At 68.8% G+C, this 19467-nt stretch carries 17 protein-coding genes and 1 pseudogene; 5 read left to right on the top strand and 13 right to left on the bottom strand.

Annotation, left to right across the window (positions count from 1 at the left end):
* Positions 1 to 259: 259 nt before the first annotated feature.
* A complete protein-coding gene (locus QK444_RS13320) occupies positions 260 to 649 on the bottom strand; it encodes a helix-turn-helix domain-containing protein (RefSeq protein WP_282780191.1) in 390 nt (129 codons plus the stop codon).
* Positions 642 to 884 (bottom strand): thiamine-binding protein, encoded by a 243-nt coding sequence (locus QK444_RS13315; protein ID WP_282780190.1) that lies wholly within the window; start codon positions 882 to 884, stop codon positions 642 to 644. Before QK444_RS13315 ends, QK444_RS13320 begins: the two co-directional genes overlap by 8 nt.
* A gap of 70 nt (positions 885 to 954) precedes the next feature.
* Here QK444_RS13315 and QK444_RS13310 point away from each other — a divergent pair, with 70 nt between their 5' ends.
* Positions 955 to 1713 (top strand): IclR family transcriptional regulator, encoded by a 759-nt coding sequence (locus QK444_RS13310; RefSeq protein WP_282780188.1) that lies wholly within the window; start codon positions 955 to 957, stop codon positions 1711 to 1713.
* Positions 1714 to 1717: 4 nt separating this feature from the next.
* Here QK444_RS13310 and QK444_RS13305 read toward each other — a convergent pair whose 3' ends face one another.
* The 5 genes from QK444_RS13305 to uraD form a co-directional block, all read right to left on the bottom strand.
* Positions 1718 to 3166 (bottom strand): NCS2 family permease, encoded by a 1449-nt coding sequence (locus QK444_RS13305; RefSeq protein WP_282780187.1) that lies wholly within the window; start codon positions 3164 to 3166, stop codon positions 1718 to 1720.
* Positions 3167 to 3360: 194 nt separating this feature from the next.
* Complete coding sequence (locus QK444_RS13300; protein WP_282780185.1) at positions 3361 to 4710, bottom strand: 8-oxoguanine deaminase; 1350 nt, start codon at positions 4708 to 4710, stop codon at positions 3361 to 3363.
* 54 nt (positions 4711 to 4764) lie between these two features.
* Positions 4765 to 5637, bottom strand: a complete 873-nt coding sequence (pucL, locus tag QK444_RS13295; RefSeq protein ID WP_029932907.1) for a factor-independent urate hydroxylase — start codon at positions 5635 to 5637, stop codon at positions 4765 to 4767.
* A gap of 3 nt (positions 5638 to 5640) precedes the next feature.
* A complete protein-coding gene (gene uraH / locus QK444_RS13290; protein WP_029932908.1) occupies positions 5641 to 5940 on the bottom strand; it encodes a hydroxyisourate hydrolase in 300 nt (99 codons plus the stop codon).
* The gene (gene uraD / locus QK444_RS13285) at positions 5937 to 6473 is read right to left on the bottom strand and encodes a 2-oxo-4-hydroxy-4-carboxy-5-ureidoimidazoline decarboxylase (protein ID WP_282780182.1); all 537 of its coding nucleotides are present in this window, start codon (positions 6471 to 6473) and stop codon (positions 5937 to 5939) included. Before uraD ends, uraH begins: the two co-directional genes overlap by 4 nt.
* A gap of 164 nt (positions 6474 to 6637) precedes the next feature.
* Between uraD and QK444_RS13280 the strand changes: the two genes are divergently transcribed.
* A complete protein-coding gene (locus tag QK444_RS13280; RefSeq protein WP_282780180.1) occupies positions 6638 to 8146 on the top strand; it encodes a PucR family transcriptional regulator in 1509 nt (502 codons plus the stop codon).
* 5 nt (positions 8147 to 8151) lie between these two features.
* Here QK444_RS13280 and glmS read toward each other — a convergent pair whose 3' ends face one another.
* Together glmS and QK444_RS13270 are read right to left on the bottom strand one after the other, a co-directional pair.
* Positions 8152 to 9978 (bottom strand): glutamine--fructose-6-phosphate transaminase (isomerizing), encoded by a 1827-nt coding sequence (glmS, locus tag QK444_RS13275; RefSeq protein WP_282780178.1) that lies wholly within the window; start codon positions 9976 to 9978, stop codon positions 8152 to 8154.
* A gap of 58 nt (positions 9979 to 10036) precedes the next feature.
* Entirely contained in the window at positions 10037 to 10312 is a 276-nt protein-coding gene (locus QK444_RS13270; RefSeq protein ID WP_282780176.1) for a hypothetical protein, read from the bottom strand.
* Here QK444_RS13270 and QK444_RS13265 point away from each other — a divergent pair.
* Positions 10271 to 10903 (top strand): annotated as a pseudogene (locus tag QK444_RS13265) (HAD hydrolase-like protein); the annotation flags it as partial. The gene QK444_RS13270 and the pseudogene QK444_RS13265 sit on opposite strands and share 42 nt — an antisense overlap.
* Before the next feature lie 26 nt (positions 10904 to 10929).
* On the opposite strand, the gene QK444_RS13260 reads toward QK444_RS13265, so the two are convergent.
* Complete coding sequence (locus tag QK444_RS13260) at positions 10930 to 11607, bottom strand: Pr6Pr family membrane protein (protein WP_282780174.1); 678 nt, start codon at positions 11605 to 11607, stop codon at positions 10930 to 10932.
* A gap of 137 nt (positions 11608 to 11744) precedes the next feature.
* Between QK444_RS13260 and hrpA the strand changes: the two genes are divergently transcribed.
* Complete coding sequence (gene hrpA, locus QK444_RS13255) at positions 11745 to 15749, top strand: ATP-dependent RNA helicase HrpA (protein ID WP_282780171.1); 4005 nt, start codon at positions 11745 to 11747, stop codon at positions 15747 to 15749.
* Between the two features lie 263 nt (positions 15750 to 16012).
* On the opposite strand, the gene nrdR is transcribed toward hrpA, so the two are convergent.
* From nrdR to QK444_RS13240, 3 genes are all read right to left on the bottom strand, one after another.
* Positions 16013 to 16489, bottom strand: coding sequence for a transcriptional regulator NrdR (gene nrdR, locus QK444_RS13250; RefSeq protein ID WP_282780169.1), 477 nt, complete (start codon positions 16487 to 16489; stop codon positions 16013 to 16015).
* A gap of 84 nt (positions 16490 to 16573) precedes the next feature.
* On the bottom strand, positions 16574 to 17851 hold the full coding sequence (locus QK444_RS13245) for a hypothetical protein (RefSeq protein ID WP_349239524.1): 1278 nt from the start codon (positions 17849 to 17851) through the stop codon (positions 16574 to 16576).
* Between the two features lie 150 nt (positions 17852 to 18001).
* Positions 18002 to 18457 (bottom strand): hypothetical protein, encoded by a 456-nt coding sequence (locus QK444_RS13240; RefSeq protein WP_282780168.1) that lies wholly within the window; start codon positions 18455 to 18457, stop codon positions 18002 to 18004.
* A gap of 269 nt (positions 18458 to 18726) precedes the next feature.
* Between QK444_RS13240 and lexA the strand changes: the two genes are divergently transcribed.
* Positions 18727 to 19449 (top strand): transcriptional repressor LexA, encoded by a 723-nt coding sequence (lexA, locus tag QK444_RS13235; RefSeq protein WP_029932920.1) that lies wholly within the window; start codon positions 18727 to 18729, stop codon positions 19447 to 19449.
* Positions 19450 to 19467: the final 18 nt, after the last annotated feature.

Raw genomic sequence — 19467 nt, 5'->3', positions numbered from 1 at the left:
CATCGCAGCAGTCGAGCAGGGCCGGGCGCAGCCAGGCGGCCTCCATACTGTTGAACTCGTCGAGCACGACCATGAGCTGCACTTTCTCGTATTGCGGAAGTTGAATTCCGACTAACGAAATAGTGGCACGGGTCACGCTCTGCCGTCAACAGTTTGTTGAAGTTCGGTGGTGACAGTCTGCGCCCAGGCGCGGCGAAAATACCCGGAGAATGACGAATCCCGCTGCTGTGCAGCGGGATTCAGGAAACTCTGAACCGGTTCAGGACCGGGTGCGGTTGAGATAGTTATAGACGGTGAACCGGGTGACGCCCAACGCCTCGGCAACCTTCTCGGCGGATTTCCGGTAGCTGAACGCGCCCCGCTCCTCCAGCAACCGCACCGCCCGCTGCTTCTCATCGCGCGGCAGATCGTCCAGCCGCCCACCGAATTCGGCCGCGACATCGCTGAGCAGACGGTCGATGCCCTGATCGGTCTCCGCGCCCGTTGCGGCCAGTCGCACCCCGGCGAGGGTCGCGCCCTCCCACACCAGCGGGACGTCATCGGGGGCGCACTCCTCCGGCGGCACCAACCTGCCCCCGACCCGTTCCAGCAGTGGGGCCACCGTCACCAGCACCGGATGGCTCGTGTCCAGCGTCGCGCGCTCACTCATCGACACGCTCGACCTGCAGGGTCACCCGGGTCGCACCATGTGCGAAGGCGGCGGCGAGCATATCGCGCAGCGCGGGCAGCAGGGCCTCGTCGGAACCCGATACCGACGTGCCCAGGGGGCCGAATTCACAAGCCAGACCGGCACTTTGCAGGACATCGAGGGTTTCGGTGGCATGCGGCGGCGGCTGCCCTTCGCCGTGGAAGGGTTCGGTGGTGAACTCCGCGCGCAGCCGCATGGCCCTCAGGCTACCGCCACCACTCCCCCGGTAAACTTCCGCCATCCGGAAACTTCGACGAGGCGGTTCAGTGGCGAATTCAACCAGCGGGCGCTCCGGCGGCGTGCAGTCGGTGGAGCGGGCGTTCGGCCTGCTGGAGACCATGGCCGACCAGGGCGGCATGATGGGACTGTCGCAGTTGGCCGAGGCTTCCGGCCTGCCGCTACCCACGATCCACCGGCTGGTGCGCACCCTCGTCGATCTGGGGTATCTGCACCAGGATCCGTCGCGGCAGTACGTGCTGGGGCCGAAGCTGATCAAACTGGGCGAGAGTTCGGCACGCATGCTCAGCTCTCAGGCGCGACCGCATCTGGCGCGGCTGGTTGACGAACTCGGGGAATCGGCCAATATGGCCATGCTGGACGGGGATCGGATCGTCTACGTCGCCCAGGTGCCCTCGCGGCATTCGGTGCGTATGTTCACCGAGGTGGGCCGCCGGGTGCTGCCGCACTGCACCGCGGTGGGCAAGGCCATTCTGGCCGGAATGCCGCCGGAGCGGGTGCGAGAGCTGTTGCAGCGCACCGGCATGCCGCGCTACACCGACCACACCGTCACCGATGCCAGGGAATTCACGCGGCAGTTGCAGCGCGCCGCCGAGAACGGTTATGCCATGGACGACGGAGAGCAGGAGGTGGGAGTGCGCTGCGTCGCCGTCGCGGTGCCCGAAGCCCCCGCACGACTGGCCATCTCGATCTCCGGACCGGCCGGGCGGATGAGCGATGAGCTGGTGGCGCGGGCGGTGCCACTGCTCGCGCAGGTCGGCCGCGCGTTGGCGGCCGACCTGCGGTGAAACACTAACCACCCAGGACGAGTTCGATACCGGAGATGGCGAAGTAGGCGGCGAAGACCGCGCTCACGATCCACACCAGCCCGTGGATCTCCCCGAACTTGCCGCGCGCCGCCTTGATCACCACGTAGGCGACCAGGCCGGCACCGACGCCATTGGTGATGGAGTAGGTGAACGGCATGAGCACGATGGTCACGAAGGCCGGGATGGCCACTTCCAGGTCCGACCAGTCGATCTTGCGGGCCTGGGTCATCATGAGCGCGCCCACCAGCACCAGGGCGGGCGCGGCGGCCTGAATCGGCACCACCGCCGCCAGCGGCGTGAAGAAGATGGCCGCGCAGAACAGTCCACCGGTGACCACACTCGTGAGTCCGGTACGGGCCCCCTCACCGACGCCCGTAGCGGATTCCACGTACACCGTGCTGCCCGCGCCGCCGGTGGCCCCGCCGATGATCTGCGCGACACCGTCGGTGGTCAGGATCTTGCCGAAGCCGGGCATGCTGCCCTTCTCGTCCAGCAGTCCGGCCTCGTCGCAGACGCCGAAGACGGTGCCCATGGCGTCGAAGAAGCCGGTCAGCACCAGGGTGAACAGCACCACGCTGGCGACCAGCGCACCCGCCTCGGCGAAGCCGCCGAACAGGTCGACATTGAACATGAGGCCGAAATCCGGTGCGGCGAACAAGGATTCGGGCGCTTCCGGAACGACGGTGCCCCAGGCCAGCGGGTCGATGGTGGCCACCGAGTTGATGATGATCGCGAGTACCGTCGCCACGGCGATGCTGATCAGCATGGCGCCGGGCACCTTGCGGGCGAACAGCGCCAGCATGAGCAGCAGTCCGACGGCGAACACCACCACCGGCCAGCCCTCGAGATGTCCGTCCACGCCGAGCGTGACCGGCGGTCCGCCCGCCGCGCCATTGCCCACCACCCCGGAGGACACCAGGCCGATCATGGCGATGAACATGCCGATGCCCACGCCGATGGCGTTCTTGAGCGCCAGCGGAATCGCGTTGATGATCATGGTGCGCAGGCCGGTGGCGGCCAGCACCACGATCACCGCACCCATGAGCACCACCAGTCCCATGGCCTGCGGCCAGGTCATGTGCGGGGCGGCCTGGTAGGCCACCACCGGCACCAGGCCCAGGCCCGCGGCCAGGGCGAGCGGCACATTGCCGACCAGTCCCATGAGCACGGTGGAGAGCCCGGCGGCGAGCGCCGTGGCGGTGGTCAGCTGGGGGATGCTGAGCTTGTCGCCGTTGATATCGGTGACGCCGCCGAGAATCAGCGGAACCAGCAGGATGACATAGGCCATCGCCACGAATGTGGTGATGCCGCCGCGGATTTCGCGGGAAACGGTGGTCCGCCGTTCGCTCAGTTTGAAGAACCGGTCGAGTGGGGACCGGACGGCGACGGTATCCGGCTGTGATCGGCCGGACGGGGACTGGATCTGGGTCATGGCTGCCCTCCTCAGGGCATAGCCGACCTGCGGTCCGACCCGAATGCGTCGGACCGAGGATGCGGTCGTTGCTGTTGTGGGGTCTCTACCGCGTGGAATGCGGTCTGCCCCTGTTGATCAACTGCTCCGGAGTAAGGCTCCGGTGGCCTGTGTTTCCTTCCGTGCGCTCGGGTGGGGTCGTCGGGTGTGGGGGTTCATCGGGACTGCTGTCGCAGCAGCCGTTGCCGGGCCAGGACCCCGGCGTGGCCGACCATGTCGTGTGGCAGCGTGCGCAATTCGTCGTTCTCGACCACGGTGCGGCCGCCGACCAGCAGCCGCGCCAGCGGCGGGGTGGGGCCGAACACCAGCGCGCACACCGGATCCTCGACCGCGGCCCGGAAGCCGTCCACCCGCCAGACGGCGATATCGGCGAGCTTGCCGGGCTCCAGTGAACCGATCTCGCGCTGGCGGCCCAGATTGCGCGCACCGCCGAGGGTGCCGAGCTCGAGAGCCTGGCGGGCGGTGAGCGCGGTGGGACCGTGCACGGCGCGCTGGAACAGCATGGCCTGGCGCATCTCTCCGGCCAGGGAGGTGAGTTCGCTGGAGGCGGCGCCGTCCACGCCGAGTCCGACCGGCGCGCCGGCGGCGAGCAGTTCGCTCACCCGCGCGATACCCGCGCCGAGCCGGGCATTGGAGCTCGGGCAGTGCGCCGTGCCGGTGCCCGTCTCGGCGAAGCGGCGGATATCGGCGTCGTGCAGGTGCACGGCGTGGGCGAACCACACGTCGTCGCCGAGCCAGCCCAGCTTCGCCATGTATTCGACCGGGGAGCAACCCATCTGCTCGCGGCAGTGCTGCTCCTCGTCGAGGGTCTCGGCGAGATGGGTGTGCAGCCGCACACCCTTGGTGCGGGCCAGCACGGCGGCGTCGAGCATGAGGCCCTCGGTCACCGAGAACGGTGAGCACGGGGCCACGGCCACCCGCAGCATGGAGTCGAAGGACGGATCGTGGTACGTGTCGATGATTTCGGCCGTGCTGGCCAGGATGTCGTCACGACGCTCGACCACCTCGTCGGGCGGCAGGCCGCCGTCGGACCGCCCGCGATCCATGGAACCGCGACACGGGTGGAAGCGCAGCCCCACCTCCTGCGCGGCGCGCACCTCCGCGGCGAAGAGATCGCCGCGCCCCTTCGGGAACAGGTAGTGGTGATCGCTGGAGGTGGTGCAGCCGGTCAGCGCCAGCCAGCTCAGCGCCGCGGTGGCCGCGCCGTACACGACGTCGGCGTCCATCCGCGCCCAGGTGCGGTACAGGCCGGTCAGCCATTCGAACAGCGTCGCGTCCTGGAACAGGCCCTGGGTGGCCCATTGGTAGAGATGGTGGTGGGTGTTCACCAGGCCCGGGGTCACCAGGCAGCCGGTGGCGGAGAGGCGTTGCGCGCCCACCACCGTCGGCGCCGGTCCGGCGCCGAGGCTTCGGATGCGGCCACCGTCGACGATCAGGTGGCCGTTCGGGATCTCATCGCCCACGACCGGTGCGATGTAAGCGTTTTCGATGATCAGTGTGCTCATGGTGTCGCGTACCGATCCTCAGGACGTAGGAGATCCATTGCGCCGCTATTACCCTCAATCCCAGGCGGGACCGGCGGTAGGGACCGAGCGCACCACCGTGCCCTCGATGAGACCGTACGGACGATCCGCGGCCCAGAACACCTCATTGTCGTTGACCTGGCCGAACGGGGTCAGATCCACCTCGAAGTGATGCTTGTTGGGCAGTGCCAGCTTGACTTCCACGATGTCGGAGACGGTTTCCAGCACCCGCTCCCCCATGGCGTACAGCGTCTGCTGCAACGACAGGCTGTGGGTGTCGGCGAACGCCTGCAGCAGGCAGCGGCGCACGATCTCGTAGGACTTGTCCCACTCGGCGGTGTCACCGGAGTGCCGCCATTGCGCTTCCACCTCGGTGGCCAGCACGCGGTCGCGGGTCTCGCGCAGGGTGGTGTACTGGTCGCGGATGTAGCCGTGGAACTCCGAGCCGGTGGAGTTCAGCACGGTCAGATCCTTCAGGCCCGACACCACCCACGCCTTGTTGCCGTCGTAATGAATACGGGCGGTGCGGGTTTCGCGGCCCGAGCGCACGAACGAGTGCGGATGGGCGTTGAGCCCCACCACATTCCGCTCCCAGGCGTACTCCTCGATCTCCACCCGGGCGTGGTCGATGGTGGGCTGGGAGTCCACGAAATGCCGGGCCAGACGCAGGCCGAACTCCTCCGGCGAGGCGATGCCGTACTGCTTGGCGAAGGCGAAGACGGTGTTCTTCTGGGTGTCGGTCGGCAGCACCGCGCCGTTGTCGCCGGTCAGGTGCACGTCCTCCATGTCGCCGGACAGCGCCACGCTGACGTTCAGATCGCGCAGATCGTGCTTGTTGCCGTTCTTGGTGACCCGGACGACGCGCGTTTCCGCCTTGCCGTATCGGTTGGGACCGAGCGTGATCGACATTGTTCAGCTACCTCGATAGGTGGAGAAGGAGTACGGACTGAGCAGCAGGGGCACGTGATAGTGCTCCGCCGGGTCGGTGACCGTGAAAGCGATGGTCACCGACGGATAGAACGGACTGATATCGCCGGTGTCGAAGACCAGCCGATGCGTCCCGGCACCGGGCGCGGGCAGATCCTTGATCCGGCCGTCGGCGTCGGTGCGGTGCTCGGCGAGCACCGTCCCGTCGGCGGCTTCCAGTCGCACCGGCAGTCCCGCCGCCGGGCGGCCGGTGGCCGCGTCGAGTACGTGGGTGGACAGACTCACAGCAGCCCCAACAGTTTTCGGATACGCAGGACGGTGATGTCGGCGAGTTCGGCGCGCACCTCGACGCGCTCCTCCTCGACCGAGTTGTGCAGCCGTCGGTGCAGGGCGGTCAGGATCTCGGTCACGCCGCGGCCGGTGGCGCGGATCAGGAAGACGTGGCCGAAACGCTGCTCGTAGGCCAGATTGCGGGCGACCAGTTCGGCCTTGACGGCGTCGTCGGCGGTGGCGGCGTCGGACTGCTCCTGCCGCGACCATTGCGCCTCGCGCCGCGCGTCCTCGGCGGACATGCCGTCGCGATGGGCGGCCTCGGCCCGCTCCCCGATGCGCGGATGCGCCGACAGCGCCTCCTCCACATCGGACCACGCGAGTTCCCGCACCCCGTCCACCGCGGCGGCGAGCAGACTCGCCTCGTCGGCGTAGGGCCGGTTGGCCACCATCTTGCGCACCCACTGCCGGGAGGCACAGCAGCTGAGCAGCTGTGCTTCGGCCTCCTCGAGGGGCAGTGAACCGAGCCATTCCAGGCGACTCGACATCCGACCTCCATCCCTTGACCAGCTACGCCGGTAAGTACACAGGGCGGCCGTGACCAGCGGCAGGGACGAGATCTCCGAAGATGTGGCCTGCTTCACAGCGGTCGGTTTGTAGATACATCCAAGTTCCGTAACCTCGATGTCACTGGCTGTTAGCCTCGGCAATCATGCGGTTGCATTCCCTGCTGGCCATGACGGATCTCGGCCTGCGACTCGTCACCGGCGAGGGCGAGTTGGAACGGTTCGTGCGCTGGGTCGTCACCACCGACATGCTCGACCCGAGCCGATATCTCTCCGGCGGCGAACTGGTGCTCACCGGCCTGCAGTGGTGGCGCGAACCCGCCGACAGCGAGGCGTTCGTCTCGGCGCTGGCGCGTGCCAAGGTGGCGGGACTGGCCGCCGGGGACGCGCTCTACGGCGAGGTGCCCGCCGATCTGGTCGCGGCCTGCGAACAGCACCGCATCCCGCTGTTCCGGGTGCCCGAACACATCGCCTTCGCCACGGTCACCGAACAGGTCAACCGGCATCTGTCCACCGGCCGCGCCGCCGACCTGTCGGCCATCCTGGACCGGCACCGCCGCCTGGTCTCGGGCGAGGGCCTGGATTCGGTGCTGGAACTCGTGGAACGCAATCTGGGCATGCCGTGCTGGGTGGTGTCGTCCACCGGGCGGGTGATCGCCGGACCCGCCGCACCACCGCCCGCCGCGCTGCGCACCGCCTTCCTGGCCGCCCGGCGACTGCCGCACGTGTCGACCGTCGACGGCAGCCGCTATTCACTGTTCGCCGTGGACCCCGACGGCACCTCGCGGGTCGCCGACTGGTTCCTGGTCTTCGCCGGCGACTACAAGGACTGGCACGAGGAACGCCGCACCCTGATCGGGGAACTGGCCGCCGTGGTGTCGCTGGAACGGGCGCGGCTGGACGATCGGCAGAGCTCCGAGGGGCGACTCGCGCAGGAGCTCATCGAACTCATCGTCTCCGACGCCAAGACGGCCGACATCGTGTCGCGGCTGGAACTCACCGGGCTCGCACTCTCCGACCGCTACCTCGCGGTGGCCGCCACCGCCGACTCCGGGGCGGTGCGCCCGCGCGAACTGCGCGCGCTGCTGCGGGAGATCCTGCACGACCGCAGCCCCGCCGCCGGGGTGGTCGACGGCGAGGCGATCGTGCTGGTGGCCCTCGGCGGCGACACCTCGCTCGACGACCGCATCCACCGCGCCGTGGAAGCGCTCGGCCCCGGACTCCAGGGCAGTCGGCTGTCGGTCGGCATCAGCGGCGCGGTGGAGGGCGAGGGCCTGCGCGGCGCGATCGAGGAGGCGCGCTACGCCCGCCGCATGGCCGCCGAACGCCCGCAGCCGACCAGCGTGGTGCGCCACGACGAACTGGCTACCCACATGCTGCTGCTGGCCAGCGTGCCGGACGAGGTGCGCCGCATGTTCCGCGTCCGGCTGCTGGACCCGCTCATCAACTACGACAAGGACAATCGCGCCGATCTGGTGAACACGCTGGAGACCTTCCTCGAGCTGTCGGGTTCGTGGGCCCGCTGTTCGGAGGTGCTGCACGTGCACGTGAATACGCTGCGCTACCGCATCCAGCGCATCGAGGAACTCACCCAGCGCGATCTGTCCCGGCTCGAGGACCGCGTCGACTTCTTCCTGGCGCTGGCCCTGCGCTGACCCGGCTATTCCACGGTCACGCTCTTGGCGAGGTTGCGCGGCTTGTCGATATCGCGGCCCAGGGCGCGGGCCAGGTGGTAGGCGAACAGCTGCAACGGCACCGTGAGCAGGATGGGGTCGAGTTCACGGGTGGTGCGCGGGGCGCGAATCACCGCGTCCGCCAAGCCATCCGGGAGATCGGCGTTGGTGACGGCGATGACCGGGCCGCCGCGGGCCTTGATCTGCTCGATGGTGGCGATGTTCTTGGTGAGCAGTTCGTCGTCCGGAACCAGCACCACCGACGGCATATCCGGGTCGATCAGGGCCAGCGGGCCGTGCTTGAGCTCGGAGGCCTGATATGCCTCGGCGTGGACGTAGGAGATCTCCTTGAGCTTCTGCGCGCCCTCGCGGGCCACCGGCCAGCAGCGCACCCGGCCGATGAAGAACATGCGGGTGGCGTCCTTGAACTGCTCTGCGACACTGGCGATCTCGGCGTCCATGGCCAGCACCTCGGACACCCGGTCGGGCAGTTCGCTCAGCGCCGAGACGATGCGGGAGCCGTCGGCGACACCGAGGTCGCGCACCCGGCCGAGCAGGGTGGCCAGCAGGGCGAAGCAGACGCTCATATTGGTGACGGCCTTGGTGGAGGCCACCGAGACCTCCGGACCGGCGTGCAGGAAGACACCGCGGCCGCATTCGCGGGCGATGGCGCTGCCGACACCGTTGACCACGCCGATCACCTGGCCGCCCTTGCGCTTGAGTTCCTGCACCGCGGCGAGGGTGTCGGCGGTTTCCCCGGACTGGCTGACCGCGACGTACAGGGTGTCGTGTTCGACCACCGGATTGCGGTAGCGGAACTCCGAGGCGGGTTCGGCGTCCGCGGGCAGCCGCGACAGCTCCTCCACCAGGCTCGCGCCCAGCTGACCGGCGTAGTAGGCCGAACCGCAGCCGAGGAACTTCACCCGCCGGATCGCCCGCAGCTCGCGGGCGTCCAGGCGCAGGCCGTCGAGGCGGGAGGTGGCGAAGCGCTCGTCGAGGCGGCCCAGCAGGGCGCGGCGGATGGCGTCGGGCTGCTCGCTCATCTCCTTGTGCATGAAGTCGTCGTGCCCGCCCAGGCGGTAGTCGGCGTCATCGACCGCCACGGTGGTGGCCGTCTTGGCGGTGCGCACCGCCTGCAGGGTGCTGGTGTGGAAGTCGTCGGCGGTGACGGTGGCCAGTTCGCCGTCGTCGAGGAACACCACGCGCTGGGTGTGCCGGACCAGGGCGGCCACATCGGAGGCCACGTACATCTCACCCTCGCCGATGCCGAGCACGATGGGGCTGCCGTTGCGGGCCACCACCAGTTCGGTGGGGGTGCGCAGGTCGAGCACGACCAGACCGTACGCACCGTCGACCTCGGTGAGCGCGGCGCGCACCGCATCCTCCAGGGACACCGCACCGGCGTCCAGGCGCGCGGCGACCAGGTGCGCGATGCATTCGGTGTCGGTGTCGGAGACGAAGTTCACCCCGGCACTGGTGAGCTTGGCGCGCAGCACGTCGGCGTTCTCGATGATGCCGTTGTGCACCACCGCGATCCGCTTGGCGGTGTCGAAATGCGGGTGGGCGTTGGCCTCGGAGGGCTCACCGTGGGTGGCCCAGCGGGTGTGCCCGATGCCGATGGTGCCCGGCCCGCCGTCCCCGACCAGGTCCCGCAGTTCGTCGACGCGCACGGCGGCCTTGGTGACCTTCATCCGGCCCCGGTGCAGCACCGCGATCCCCGCGGAGTCGTAGCCGCGGTACTCCAGCCGCCGCAGCCCCTCCAACAGGATCGGTGTCGCCGCCTTGTGGCCGACGTAGCCGACGATTCCACACATACGCTCGCTCTTTCCTTCGGATCTCGGACAGGGATATAGCTCGCAGGGACGCGGACGCTCAGCCGTACACGATGCGACGCAGCTGCCGTTCGGTCAGCTCTCCCGCCCGCACGGGCCGGTTGGCCAGCTCCTCGGCCAACTCCGCCCAGATCTCCGCGTTCTTGCGCCCGCGCCCACGCAACTCCGCATGCCGCCGCCGCACATACTCCTCGGTCGTCTCACCGAAATAAGCGATCACATCGGCGACCACCCGGGCCGCCACCGCCAGCGGCAACCCGGTGGACCCGGCGACATGCCGCACCAGATCACGCGGCGGAGCTTCGGTAGCGGGCACGGCGACCACCATAGCCACCCCACGACCCTCCGGTGCAATTTCCTGCCCGATTTCGGGCACAAATCTGCAACTACTAGCCTCATGACCATGATGGTTGGGTTCGATCTGGATATGACGCTGGCGGACACGCGGGCGGGGATCGGGGCCGTGTATGCGCGGTTGGCGGCGGAGAGCGGGGTGTTCATCGATGTCGAGTTGGTGACCTCGCGGTTGGGGCCGCCGCTGGAGGTCGAGTTGGCGAACTGGTTTCCGGACGGGGAACTCGATGCCATGGTGGCGCGGTATCGGGAGTTGTATCCGGGGATCGCGGTTCCGGCGAGTGTGACCATGCCGGGGGCGCGGGATGCCATCGAGGCAGTGCGTGCCAGCGGCGGTCGGACCATGGTGGTGTCGGCCAAGAATCACCGGGACACCGTGGCGACGGTGGAGTTCCTGGGGCTGCCGGTGGATGTGGTGCGGGGTGGGCTGTGGGCCGCGGAGAAGGGGAGCGCGCTGCGGGAGCACGGGGCCTGGCTGTATGTCGGCGACCATCCGGGGGACGTCGACGCGGCACGGGCCGCCGGGGCTGTCAGCCTCACCGTGGCGACCGGCGGATACAACGCCGAGGCGCTGCGCGACTACGGCGCGGACGCGGTGCTGTCGGAGCTGACCGCCTTTCCGTCCTGGTTGCGCGACAATCCGATCCAGCCGCCGAGGATGCCGCCCAGCGCCGCCACCGCCACGGCCAACAGTGCGAACACCACCACCAGGATCACCAGCCCGAACGCCATCGACCAGTAGCCCTGGCCGCGCGGGTCGATGAACGGATACGGATACCAGTCCACGATCGGCCCGCGTACCAGCGTGTACACGCCGTACAGCACCGGATACACCAGCCACACCCCCACCAGGCGCGCACCGACGGACAGCCGGGAGGGCACCAGCAGCCAATCCACCAGGATGACGATGGGCAGCAGGCGATGCATCAGGTCGTTGAGCCACTTGTCCTGGAGCATCACGTCGATATTCGCCAGCAGCACCGCGTAGACCACGCCGGTGATCACCAGGTAGAGCGTGGCCGCGCCGCGGAACAGCTGCCAGCGGTGCGATCGCGGATCGAGGAAGCCGCCGACCAGCAGGGCGAGCACGCCGATCACATTGGACTGGATGGTGAAGTAGCTGAAGTAGTTCGCGATCGACCAGTCGGCCACACCCAGATTCTGCGCCGGTATCCAGATCAGCCCGAACAGACCGAGCAGACCGAACGCAATCCGCGCCAGACGAATCCACACTGGTGTCACTGAACTGGTCACCATGGGTGAATGGTCCCACAGTGGACCCTGCCAACGACGACGAATCGCTCATACGGCAATCTCCTGGCTAGCCCTGACCGGGCGCTCGCCCACCGCCGCCGCGCAAACCGGGCACAGGCTTCGCTACGCTGGTTGACGCAATGACCAGGACCGCCGCCACCTTCCGCGAGCTTCGTTCCCGCCTGGCCGATCTCTCGATCCGCGACGAACACCGTTTGCGTCGGCGGCTCGACAAGGTCCGCGGCGGCGATCTCAGCCAACTCGAAGCCGATATCGACGCCGCCGCCCAGCGCGTCGCCGCCCGCCGCGCCGCGGTGCCGACCATCCGCTATCCGGAGCAGCTGCCGGTCTCGGCGCGACGCGACGATATCGCGAAGGCCATCGCCGAGAACCAGGTCGTGATCGTGGCCGGTGAGACCGGCTCGGGTAAGACCACCCAGCTGCCGAAGATCTGCCTGGAGCTGGGCCGCGGCATTCGCGGCACCATCGGCCACACCCAGCCGCGGCGACTGGCCGCGCGGACGGTGGCCGAGCGCATCGCGTCCGAACTCGACACCGAGCTGGGCGACGCGGTGGGCTACACGGTCCGCTTCACCGATCAGGCGTCGGATCGCACGCTGGTCAAACTCATGACCGACGGCATTCTGCTGGCCGAGATCCAACGCGACCGGCTGCTGCGCCGCTACGACACCATCATCATCGACGAGGCGCACGAACGCAGCCTCAATATCGATTTCCTGCTCGGCTATCTGAAGCAGCTGCTGCCCAAGCGGCCCGACCTCAAGATCGTCATCACCTCGGCCACCATCGACCCGGAGCTGTTCGCGAGACATTTCGCGGACGAGAAGGGTACGCCCGCACCGATCGTCGAGGTGTCGGGGCGCTCGTATCCGGTCGAGATCCGCTATCGCCCACTGTCGCTGGAGATTCCGCTCACCTCGGACGATCCCGACGACGAGGACACCGAGATCGTGGACCGCGATCCCACCGACGCCATCGCCGACGCGGTGCGCGAACTCCAGCGCGAGGGTGACGGCGACATCCTGGTCTTCCTGTCCGGCGAACGCGAAATCCGGGATACCGCCGACTCGTTGCGCGATCTGAAGCTGCCGCGCACCGAGATCCTGCCGCTGTACGCGCGGCTCTCGGCGGCCGAACAGCACAAGGTGTTCGCGCCGCATACCGGCCGCCGCGTGGTGCTGGCCACCAATGTGGCCGAGACCTCGCTCACCGTGCCCGGTATCCGCTACGTCATCGACCCGGGCACCGCACGTATCTCGCGGTACTCCATGCGCACCAAGGTGCAGCGACTGCCCATCGAGCCGATCTCCCAGGCATCGGCGCGGCAGCGCTCCGGCCGCTGCGGCCGCGTGGCGGACGGCATCGCGATCCGCCTGTACTCCGAGGACGATTTCGGCTCGCGCCCCACCTTCACCGAACCGGAGATCCTGCGCACCAATCTGGCCGCGGTCATTCTCCAGATGACGGCGCTGGGACTCGGCGATATCGAGAGCTTCCCGTTCGTGGAGGCACCCGACAGCCGCGCCATCCGCGACGGCATCGCGCTGCTCGAGGAGTTGGGCGCGCTCGGCCGCCGCTCCGAATCCGAATCGGCCGCGCGGCCCGGCATTCCGGACGCCGGACTGGTGCTGACCCCGGTCGGCCGCGATATGTCCCAGCTACCGGTGGATCCGCGCATGGCTCGCATGCTGGTGGAGGCGCACCGCAACGGCACCCTGCCCGAAGTGCTGCGCATCGTCGCGGCGCTGTCGATTCAGGATGTGCGCGAACGGCCGGTGGAGCATCAGCAGGCGGCCGACACCAAACATGCGCGGTTCACCGTGGAGGGTTCGGACTTCCTGGCCTACCTACGCCTCTGGGATTACCTCGCGGATCAGCGGAAAGCACTGTCGTCCAACCAGTTCCGGCGGCTGTGCCGCGACGAGTTCCTGCATTACCTGCGCATTCGGGAGTGGCAGGACCTACACGGGCAGCTGCGCACCATCACCCGCGGGCTCGGCTGGACGGTCGAGGAACGCAGCGAGCGATCGGTGCTCGGCGACGACGCGCTGCCCTGGGACACCACCTCGATCCATCAGGCACTGCTCTCCGGCATGCTCTCGCATCTCGGTGTGCGCGAAGCGGAGTCGCGGGAGTTCCTGGGTGCCCGCAATGCCAAGTTCATGATCTTTCCGGGCTCGTCGCTGGCCAAGAAGCCGCCGCGCTGGGTGATGGCCGCCGAACTGGTGGAGACCTCCCGGCTGTGGGGCCGCATGGCCGCGCGGATCGAACCGGAATGGGCCGAGCGCCTGGCCGGGGACCTGGTCAAACGCACCTACTCCGAACCGCATTGGTCGTCCAAGCGCGGCGCGGCCATGGCCTATGAGCGCGTCACGCTCTACGGGGTGCCGCTGGTGACGCAGCGGCGGGTGGACTTCGGACGCATCGACCAGCAGCTGTCCCGCGAGCTGTTCATCCGGCATGCCCTGGTGCAGGGTGAGTGGCAAACCAGACACGCCTTCTTCCAACGCAATCGGGATCTGCTCGAGGATGTCGCCGATCTGGAGCACCGGGCCCGGCGACGCGACATCCTGGTCGACGACCAGGTGCTGTTCGACTTCTACGACCAGCGGATTCCCGCCGACGTGGTGTCGGTGCGGCATTTCGACAGCTGGTGGAAGAAGGAGCAGCGCAAGAATCCGGACCTGCTGGACTTCACCGCCTCCACCATCGTCAACGACGATGCGGCACTGCTGGATCCGACCGCCTACCCGGACAGTTGGCGGCAGGGCGAGCTGACCTTCCCGCTCACCTATCAGTTCGAACCCGGCCAGGCCGATGACGGTGTCACCGTGCACATTCCGGTGGCCCAGCTGGCGCACGTGCGCGCGGTGGGCTTCGACTGGCTGGTGCCGGGCATGCGCGAGGAACTGGTCACCGCGCTCATCAAGACGCTGCCGAAGCAGTTGCGGCGCATGGTGGTTCCGGCACCGGACTACGCGCGCGCGGCGCTGGAAACGCTCACGCCGCGCGCCGAACCACTGCGCACCGGGCTGGCGCGGGAGCTGTCGCGGCTCGGATCGGTCACCATCGCGCCCGGACAGCTGGATCCGGCGGGCCTGCCCGATCATCTGCGCATGACCTTCGCCGCGGTCGACCAGTCCGGGGCGATCGTGGCGCGCGGCAAGAACCTGGCGGAGCTGAAGCGCGGGCTGGCCGAACAGGTGTCGAAGTCGGTGGCGCGGGCCAATAACGCCGCCGAACGCGCACCCGCCACGGTGTGGACCTCGGAATCGCTCGGTGAGCTGCCGACCTCGGTCAAGCGCCAGGTGGGGGGTCAGACCATCACCGGCTATCCGGCCCTGGTGGCCGAACCGGAGGGTGTGGCGGTCCGTGTGCTCAGCTCACCGGGCGAACAGGCCGCGGCCATGCGGGTCGGTACGCGCACTCTGCTGCTCGGTGCGCTGCCGACGTCGCCGCGTGCGGTCACCGCGGGTCTGCCGCCCGCGGATCGGCTTGCGCTGAGCCAGAATCCGTACGGTTCGCTGGATGCGCTGCTGGAGGACTGCCGCGCCTGCGCCGCCGATGAGCTCATTGCCGCCGCGGGCGGTCCGGTGCGCGGTCCCGAGCAGTTCCGGGCACTCGTGGAGCGGGTGCGTCCGGAGTTCGGCACCGCCGTGGCGCGGATCGTGCGCCTGGTCGTGCCGGTACTGGCCGAGGCGCACCGGGTGCGCTCGGCCCTGGTCGACACCCGTGATCGCGAAGCCGCCGAGGATGTGCGCCACCAACTCGATGACCTGGTGTTCCCCGGTTTCATCTCGGAATGGGGCAGGGCGCGGCTGCGGGAGCTGCCCCGCTACCTGGCGGCCGCGCGGCTGCGGCTGGAGGCGCTACCCGCGGCCGCCGCACGGGATCGGCAGGGGATGGTCGAACTCGACCGGGTGCATGCGGCCTACGACCGGCTGGTCGACGCGCTGCCCGAGGGGCGGCGCGGCGGGCGCGATGTGGTCGAGATCTGGTGGATGATCGAGGAATTGCGGGTGAGCCTGTTCGCGCAGCAGCTGGGAACGCCGTATCCGGTGTCGGCCAAGCGGATCGAGAAGGCGATCGAGGCGGTGCGGAAGGCCCCGGCGGGTCGGCGGTAGGGGTTCGGCGCGGCGGCGCGGGCGGACGCGGCCGTTCGGAATATGCCGCGCTCGCCCACTCCACGCCCCAGCACGGACAGCCCGCGCGCGTCCGGACCGCTCTGTCGGCGGCACGCGGGTCGCTCTGTCGGCCGCGCGCGGGTCGTTCAGTCAGCGGCACGCGGGTCGCTCTGTCGGCCGCGCGCGGGTCGTTCAGTCAGCGGCACGCGGGTCGCTCTGTCGGCGGCACGCGGGGTCGTTCAGTCAGCGGCACGCGGGGTCGTTCAGTCAGCGGTCGCGCCGACGGACTGTTCCTCGCGGTGTTTGCGTAGTTCGGCGATCTCGCGTTCGAAATCCTCTGCGGAGCTGAAGGATCGGTAGACGGAGGCGAAGCGGAGGTAGGCGACCTCGTCGAGGTCGCGCAGCGGGCCGAGGATGGCGAGGCCGACCTCGTGGCTGGGCACCTCCGGAGCGCCCTTGGCGCGCACCGCATCCTCCACCTGCTGGGCGAGCAGGTTGAGGGCGTCGTCGTCGACCTCGCGGCCTTGGCAAGCGCGTCGCACGCCGCGGATCACCTTTTCGCGGCTGAACGCCTCGCTCACGCCGCTGCGCTTCACCACCGAGAGAATCGCGGTCTCGACCGTGCTGAACCGCCGCCCACACTGCGGGCAGGCACGTCGCCTCCTGATGGCGGTGCCTTCCTCGGCCTCACGCGAGTCGACCACCCGGGAATCCGGGTGACGACAGTACGGGCAATGCATTCCGGATCCTTCGTCGATGCCTGGGGTCCTCAGCAATCCGAGGATACCCGGCGGGACGCAATTACCGTGCGCCCGGTCTTGACATCAGGCCGTCAGCTGCCACTGCGAGGTCACGTCGGCGAGCAGATCCGGCAATCTGACCAGGAGGCGGCCGTTCGCCAGCTTGGCCGGGAAAGGCTCGGCCAGAACCGGTCTCGCGACCGCGGGATCGGCGACCATGGCCAGGTAGCTGGGCAGCAGATCGTTGACGATGTAGTGCCAGCGCGTGTCCCGATCGGCCCAGTTGAAATCGGGCAGCGGCGTGCGCAGTGAGATGGTGCGCCCGCCCGCCTCGGCGGTGAGGGTGGTGGGCGCGAAGACGCCGGGGGCGCGCACGCCGGGTACGGCCGCCTTCCCGGCGACGGTGCTCACGTAGGTCATGACCCGGCCCATGGCACCCCGCCCCCGGGAGGTCACATCCCACTGGTCGGCGATGATCTGATTCTGTTCCCGGTCGGTCATCCGCACCGCCGCGTCCGCCAGGCCGGCCGGGGTGCCGACCGCGATTCCGCGCCAGGCCAGGATGGCGTTCTCGTCCAGGACCCCGGCCCGGTACATCTCCTCCACCGCGGCCAGGCCCCCGGCCACGTACGCCTCGTGCATGGGCACCTGGTCGATGAAGATGTGCTTCTGCATGATCATCAGCCGGGTCTGGTACCAGGTCAGATCCGCGGCGGTGAGCCGTGCGCCCGCGCTGGCGAGCAGCCGGATATCCGAGGGCAGGATGTCGAGCAGCTCCGGCGGTGTGGTGCGCAGCAGGTCGGCCACGGCATTGCCGAGCTGATGCACGCCGGGCACGCTCACGATCGCACCCATATCGCTCATATCGAAGAAGCCGGAGGCGAACGAGCCGCCCGCCAGCCCGGCCAGGCCCACCCAGTAGAAGTCCGGATGCTCGTTGTTGAGCCGCAGATAGTTCACATACACCTGGGTGAAGGTGCGGGTATTGGCGTCGACGCCGAGGGTGGGGTCCCAGGCCGCCAGGTCGATATCGGCATGGCGGGTGGCGACCGTGAGCCAGTACTGATGCAGCAGCGTGGCATAGCGGCGCGGTGCCACACCCGCCGCGCGGACCTCGTCGAGCGCCAGGCGCAGCGACTCCGGGTCCAGCGGCAGCGCCGGATGCAGCCCGCCACCGCCGGCCCCGTCGCCGTTCACCGGCGGCAGGTCCAGGTAGGCGGCATAGGCCGAGTCGGCGTGGGCCGCCGGTGCCGTGACGAGTGTGGCCGGTACCGCGACCATGCCCAGTGCCAGGCAGGTCGCCATGCCCAGCAGTCGAACCACGGCCCCGGTCCGCCGGTTTCCCTTGCTACGTCCGCTCATCGATCGCACATTCCCCTGTTGCCGCGGTCACATCCCCGAGGAACGTAGCAACACGTTTCAGTTTGCGATCAACAATTCCGGCCACACCCCGTGGCCCATTCGACCCAACTCCCGCGGCGACCTTCCCCAGTCGCCGCGGAAGCCGAGCGCCTAGCGCGGAACGGCGGGCGGCACCTGGGCGGGCGCGATCTCGCTGGACATGATCTCGGCGGGCATGATCTCGGCGGGCACGGTCTGCGAGCCGAACTCACCGGCACGCAGCTGCGCCAGCGCGATCAGACCCGCCACCGCCATGGCGCTCACCAGCGCCGCGATGGCCAACGCCGCGAATCCGGCCTGTGCGCGCCGCACCCGACTGAACGAGCGGCGGCGGCGCATCGCCTCGGGTTCGGTGCGCATCACGACATGGCCGCGACGCATCCGCGACCGGCCGTAGGACACGACACCGGGGCGCGGCCGATTCCGACACGGCCGCCGTTCCGCGACCGGGCGCGACGCGGCATTCACGACACGCGCGGGCGCGAAGCTGGCGCGGATGGCGCGCGGGATGGTGTCGAAGCCGAGATCGCTTCCCAGGGTGTCGAATTCGCTGACCACAGTGCGCATCGAACAAACCTCCGAAGTGGGCTTATGGTGGATGTGCCGAACATGTTCGCTCATGTGTTCGAAGAACTGATGTTCGAATTTCTACCACGCCCCACCGACAGAATCCAGCATTTCCGCGACATGCGTCGAACAGATGTTTGATCCAGCGCGGCCTCCGGACTACAGTCGAAGCACGAATTCCGGGTAGCTACCCACAATTCCGGTGCAGCAGCATTCCGGTGAGACACAGCAGGGAACGGAGGACGACGGCGGTGAGCGAACACGGCGGCGTGGACGGTGACAACGAACCGGTCGGCGACGACAGCACCGAAGCGTCCGGCACCGGGGCGGATCTCACCGTCCGGCAGCGCAAGGTGCTGGAGGTCATCCGCACCTCGGTGAGCGACCGCGGCTATCCGCCGAGCATCCGCGAGATCGGCGACGCCGTCGGCCTCACCTCCACCTCCTCGGTCGCCCATCAGTTGCGCGCCCTGGAGCGCAAGGGCTACCTGCGGCGCGACCCCAATCGGCCACGCGCCGTGGATGTCCGGGGCCTGGACGAGACGGCCGTGCGCGCCACCGGCGTGACCCAGCTGCGTCCGGTCGGCGCGGAGCCCGCCGATTCCGGCGATCAGCCCATCCCGACCTACGTGCCCGTGCTGGGCCGGATCGCCGCCGGTGGTCCGATCCTGGCCGAGCAGGCAGTGGAGGACGTGTTCCCGCTGCCGCGCGAGCTGGTCGGCGAGGGGTCGCTGTTCCTGTTGAAGGTGGTCGGCCAGTCCATGGTCGACGCCGCCATCTGCGACGGCGACTGGGTGGTCGTGCGCCAGCAGAACGTGGCCGACAACGGCGATATCGTGGCCGCCATGATCGACGGCGAGGCCACGGTCAAGACCTTCAAGCGCACCGGTTCCCAGGTGTGGCTGATGCCGCACAACCCGCTGTTCGAGCCCATCCCGGGCAATGACGCACAGATTCTCGGCAAGGTTGTCACGGTGATCCGCAAGATCTGACCGTGCCGAGCCGCCGGG

Source organism: Nocardia sp. CC201C (assembly GCF_030010695.1).
Taxonomy (GTDB): domain Bacteria; phylum Actinomycetota; class Actinomycetes; order Mycobacteriales; family Mycobacteriaceae; genus Nocardia; species Nocardia otitidiscaviarum.
The sequence above is the reverse complement of the archived record's forward strand: the minus strand, read 5'-3'. Positions and strand labels throughout refer to the sequence as shown.

Bases quoted from the DNA above. Each gene is read 5' to 3' on its own strand.
- QK444_RS13240 (WP_282780168.1), bottom strand. From the start codon at position 18,457: ATGCGCACTGTGGTCAGCGAATTCGACACCCTGGGAAGCGATCTCGGC.
- pucL (WP_029932907.1), bottom strand. From the start codon at position 5,637: ATGTCGATCACGCTCGGTCCCAACCGATACGGCAAGGCGGAAACGCGC.
- QK444_RS13305 (WP_282780187.1), bottom strand. From the start codon at position 3,166: ATGACCCAGATCCAGTCCCCGTCCGGCCGATCACAGCCGGATACCGTC.
- QK444_RS13260 (WP_282780174.1), bottom strand. From the start codon at position 11,607: ATGGTGACCAGTTCAGTGACACCAGTGTGGATTCGTCTGGCGCGGATT.
- QK444_RS13245 (WP_349239524.1), bottom strand. From the start codon at position 17,851: ATGAGCGGACGTAGCAAGGGAAACCGGCGGACCGGGGCCGTGGTTCGA.
- hrpA (WP_282780171.1), top strand. From the start codon at position 11,745: ATGACCAGGACCGCCGCCACCTTCCGCGAGCTTCGTTCCCGCCTGGCC.
- uraD (WP_282780182.1), bottom strand. From the start codon at position 6,473: ATGTCGAGTCGCCTGGAATGGCTCGGTTCACTGCCCCTCGAGGAGGCC.
- glmS (WP_282780178.1), bottom strand. From the start codon at position 9,978: ATGTGTGGAATCGTCGGCTACGTCGGCCACAAGGCGGCGACACCGATC.
- QK444_RS13315 (WP_282780190.1), bottom strand. From the start codon at position 884: ATGCGGCTGCGCGCGGAGTTCACCACCGAACCCTTCCACGGCGAAGGG.
- QK444_RS13320 (WP_282780191.1), bottom strand. From the start codon at position 649: ATGAGTGAGCGCGCGACGCTGGACACGAGCCATCCGGTGCTGGTGACG.
- QK444_RS13300 (WP_282780185.1), bottom strand. From the start codon at position 4,710: ATGAGCACACTGATCATCGAAAACGCTTACATCGCACCGGTCGTGGGC.
- nrdR (WP_282780169.1), bottom strand. From the start codon at position 16,489: ATGCATTGCCCGTACTGTCGTCACCCGGATTCCCGGGTGGTCGACTCG.
- QK444_RS13280 (WP_282780180.1), top strand. From the start codon at position 6,638: ATGCGGTTGCATTCCCTGCTGGCCATGACGGATCTCGGCCTGCGACTC.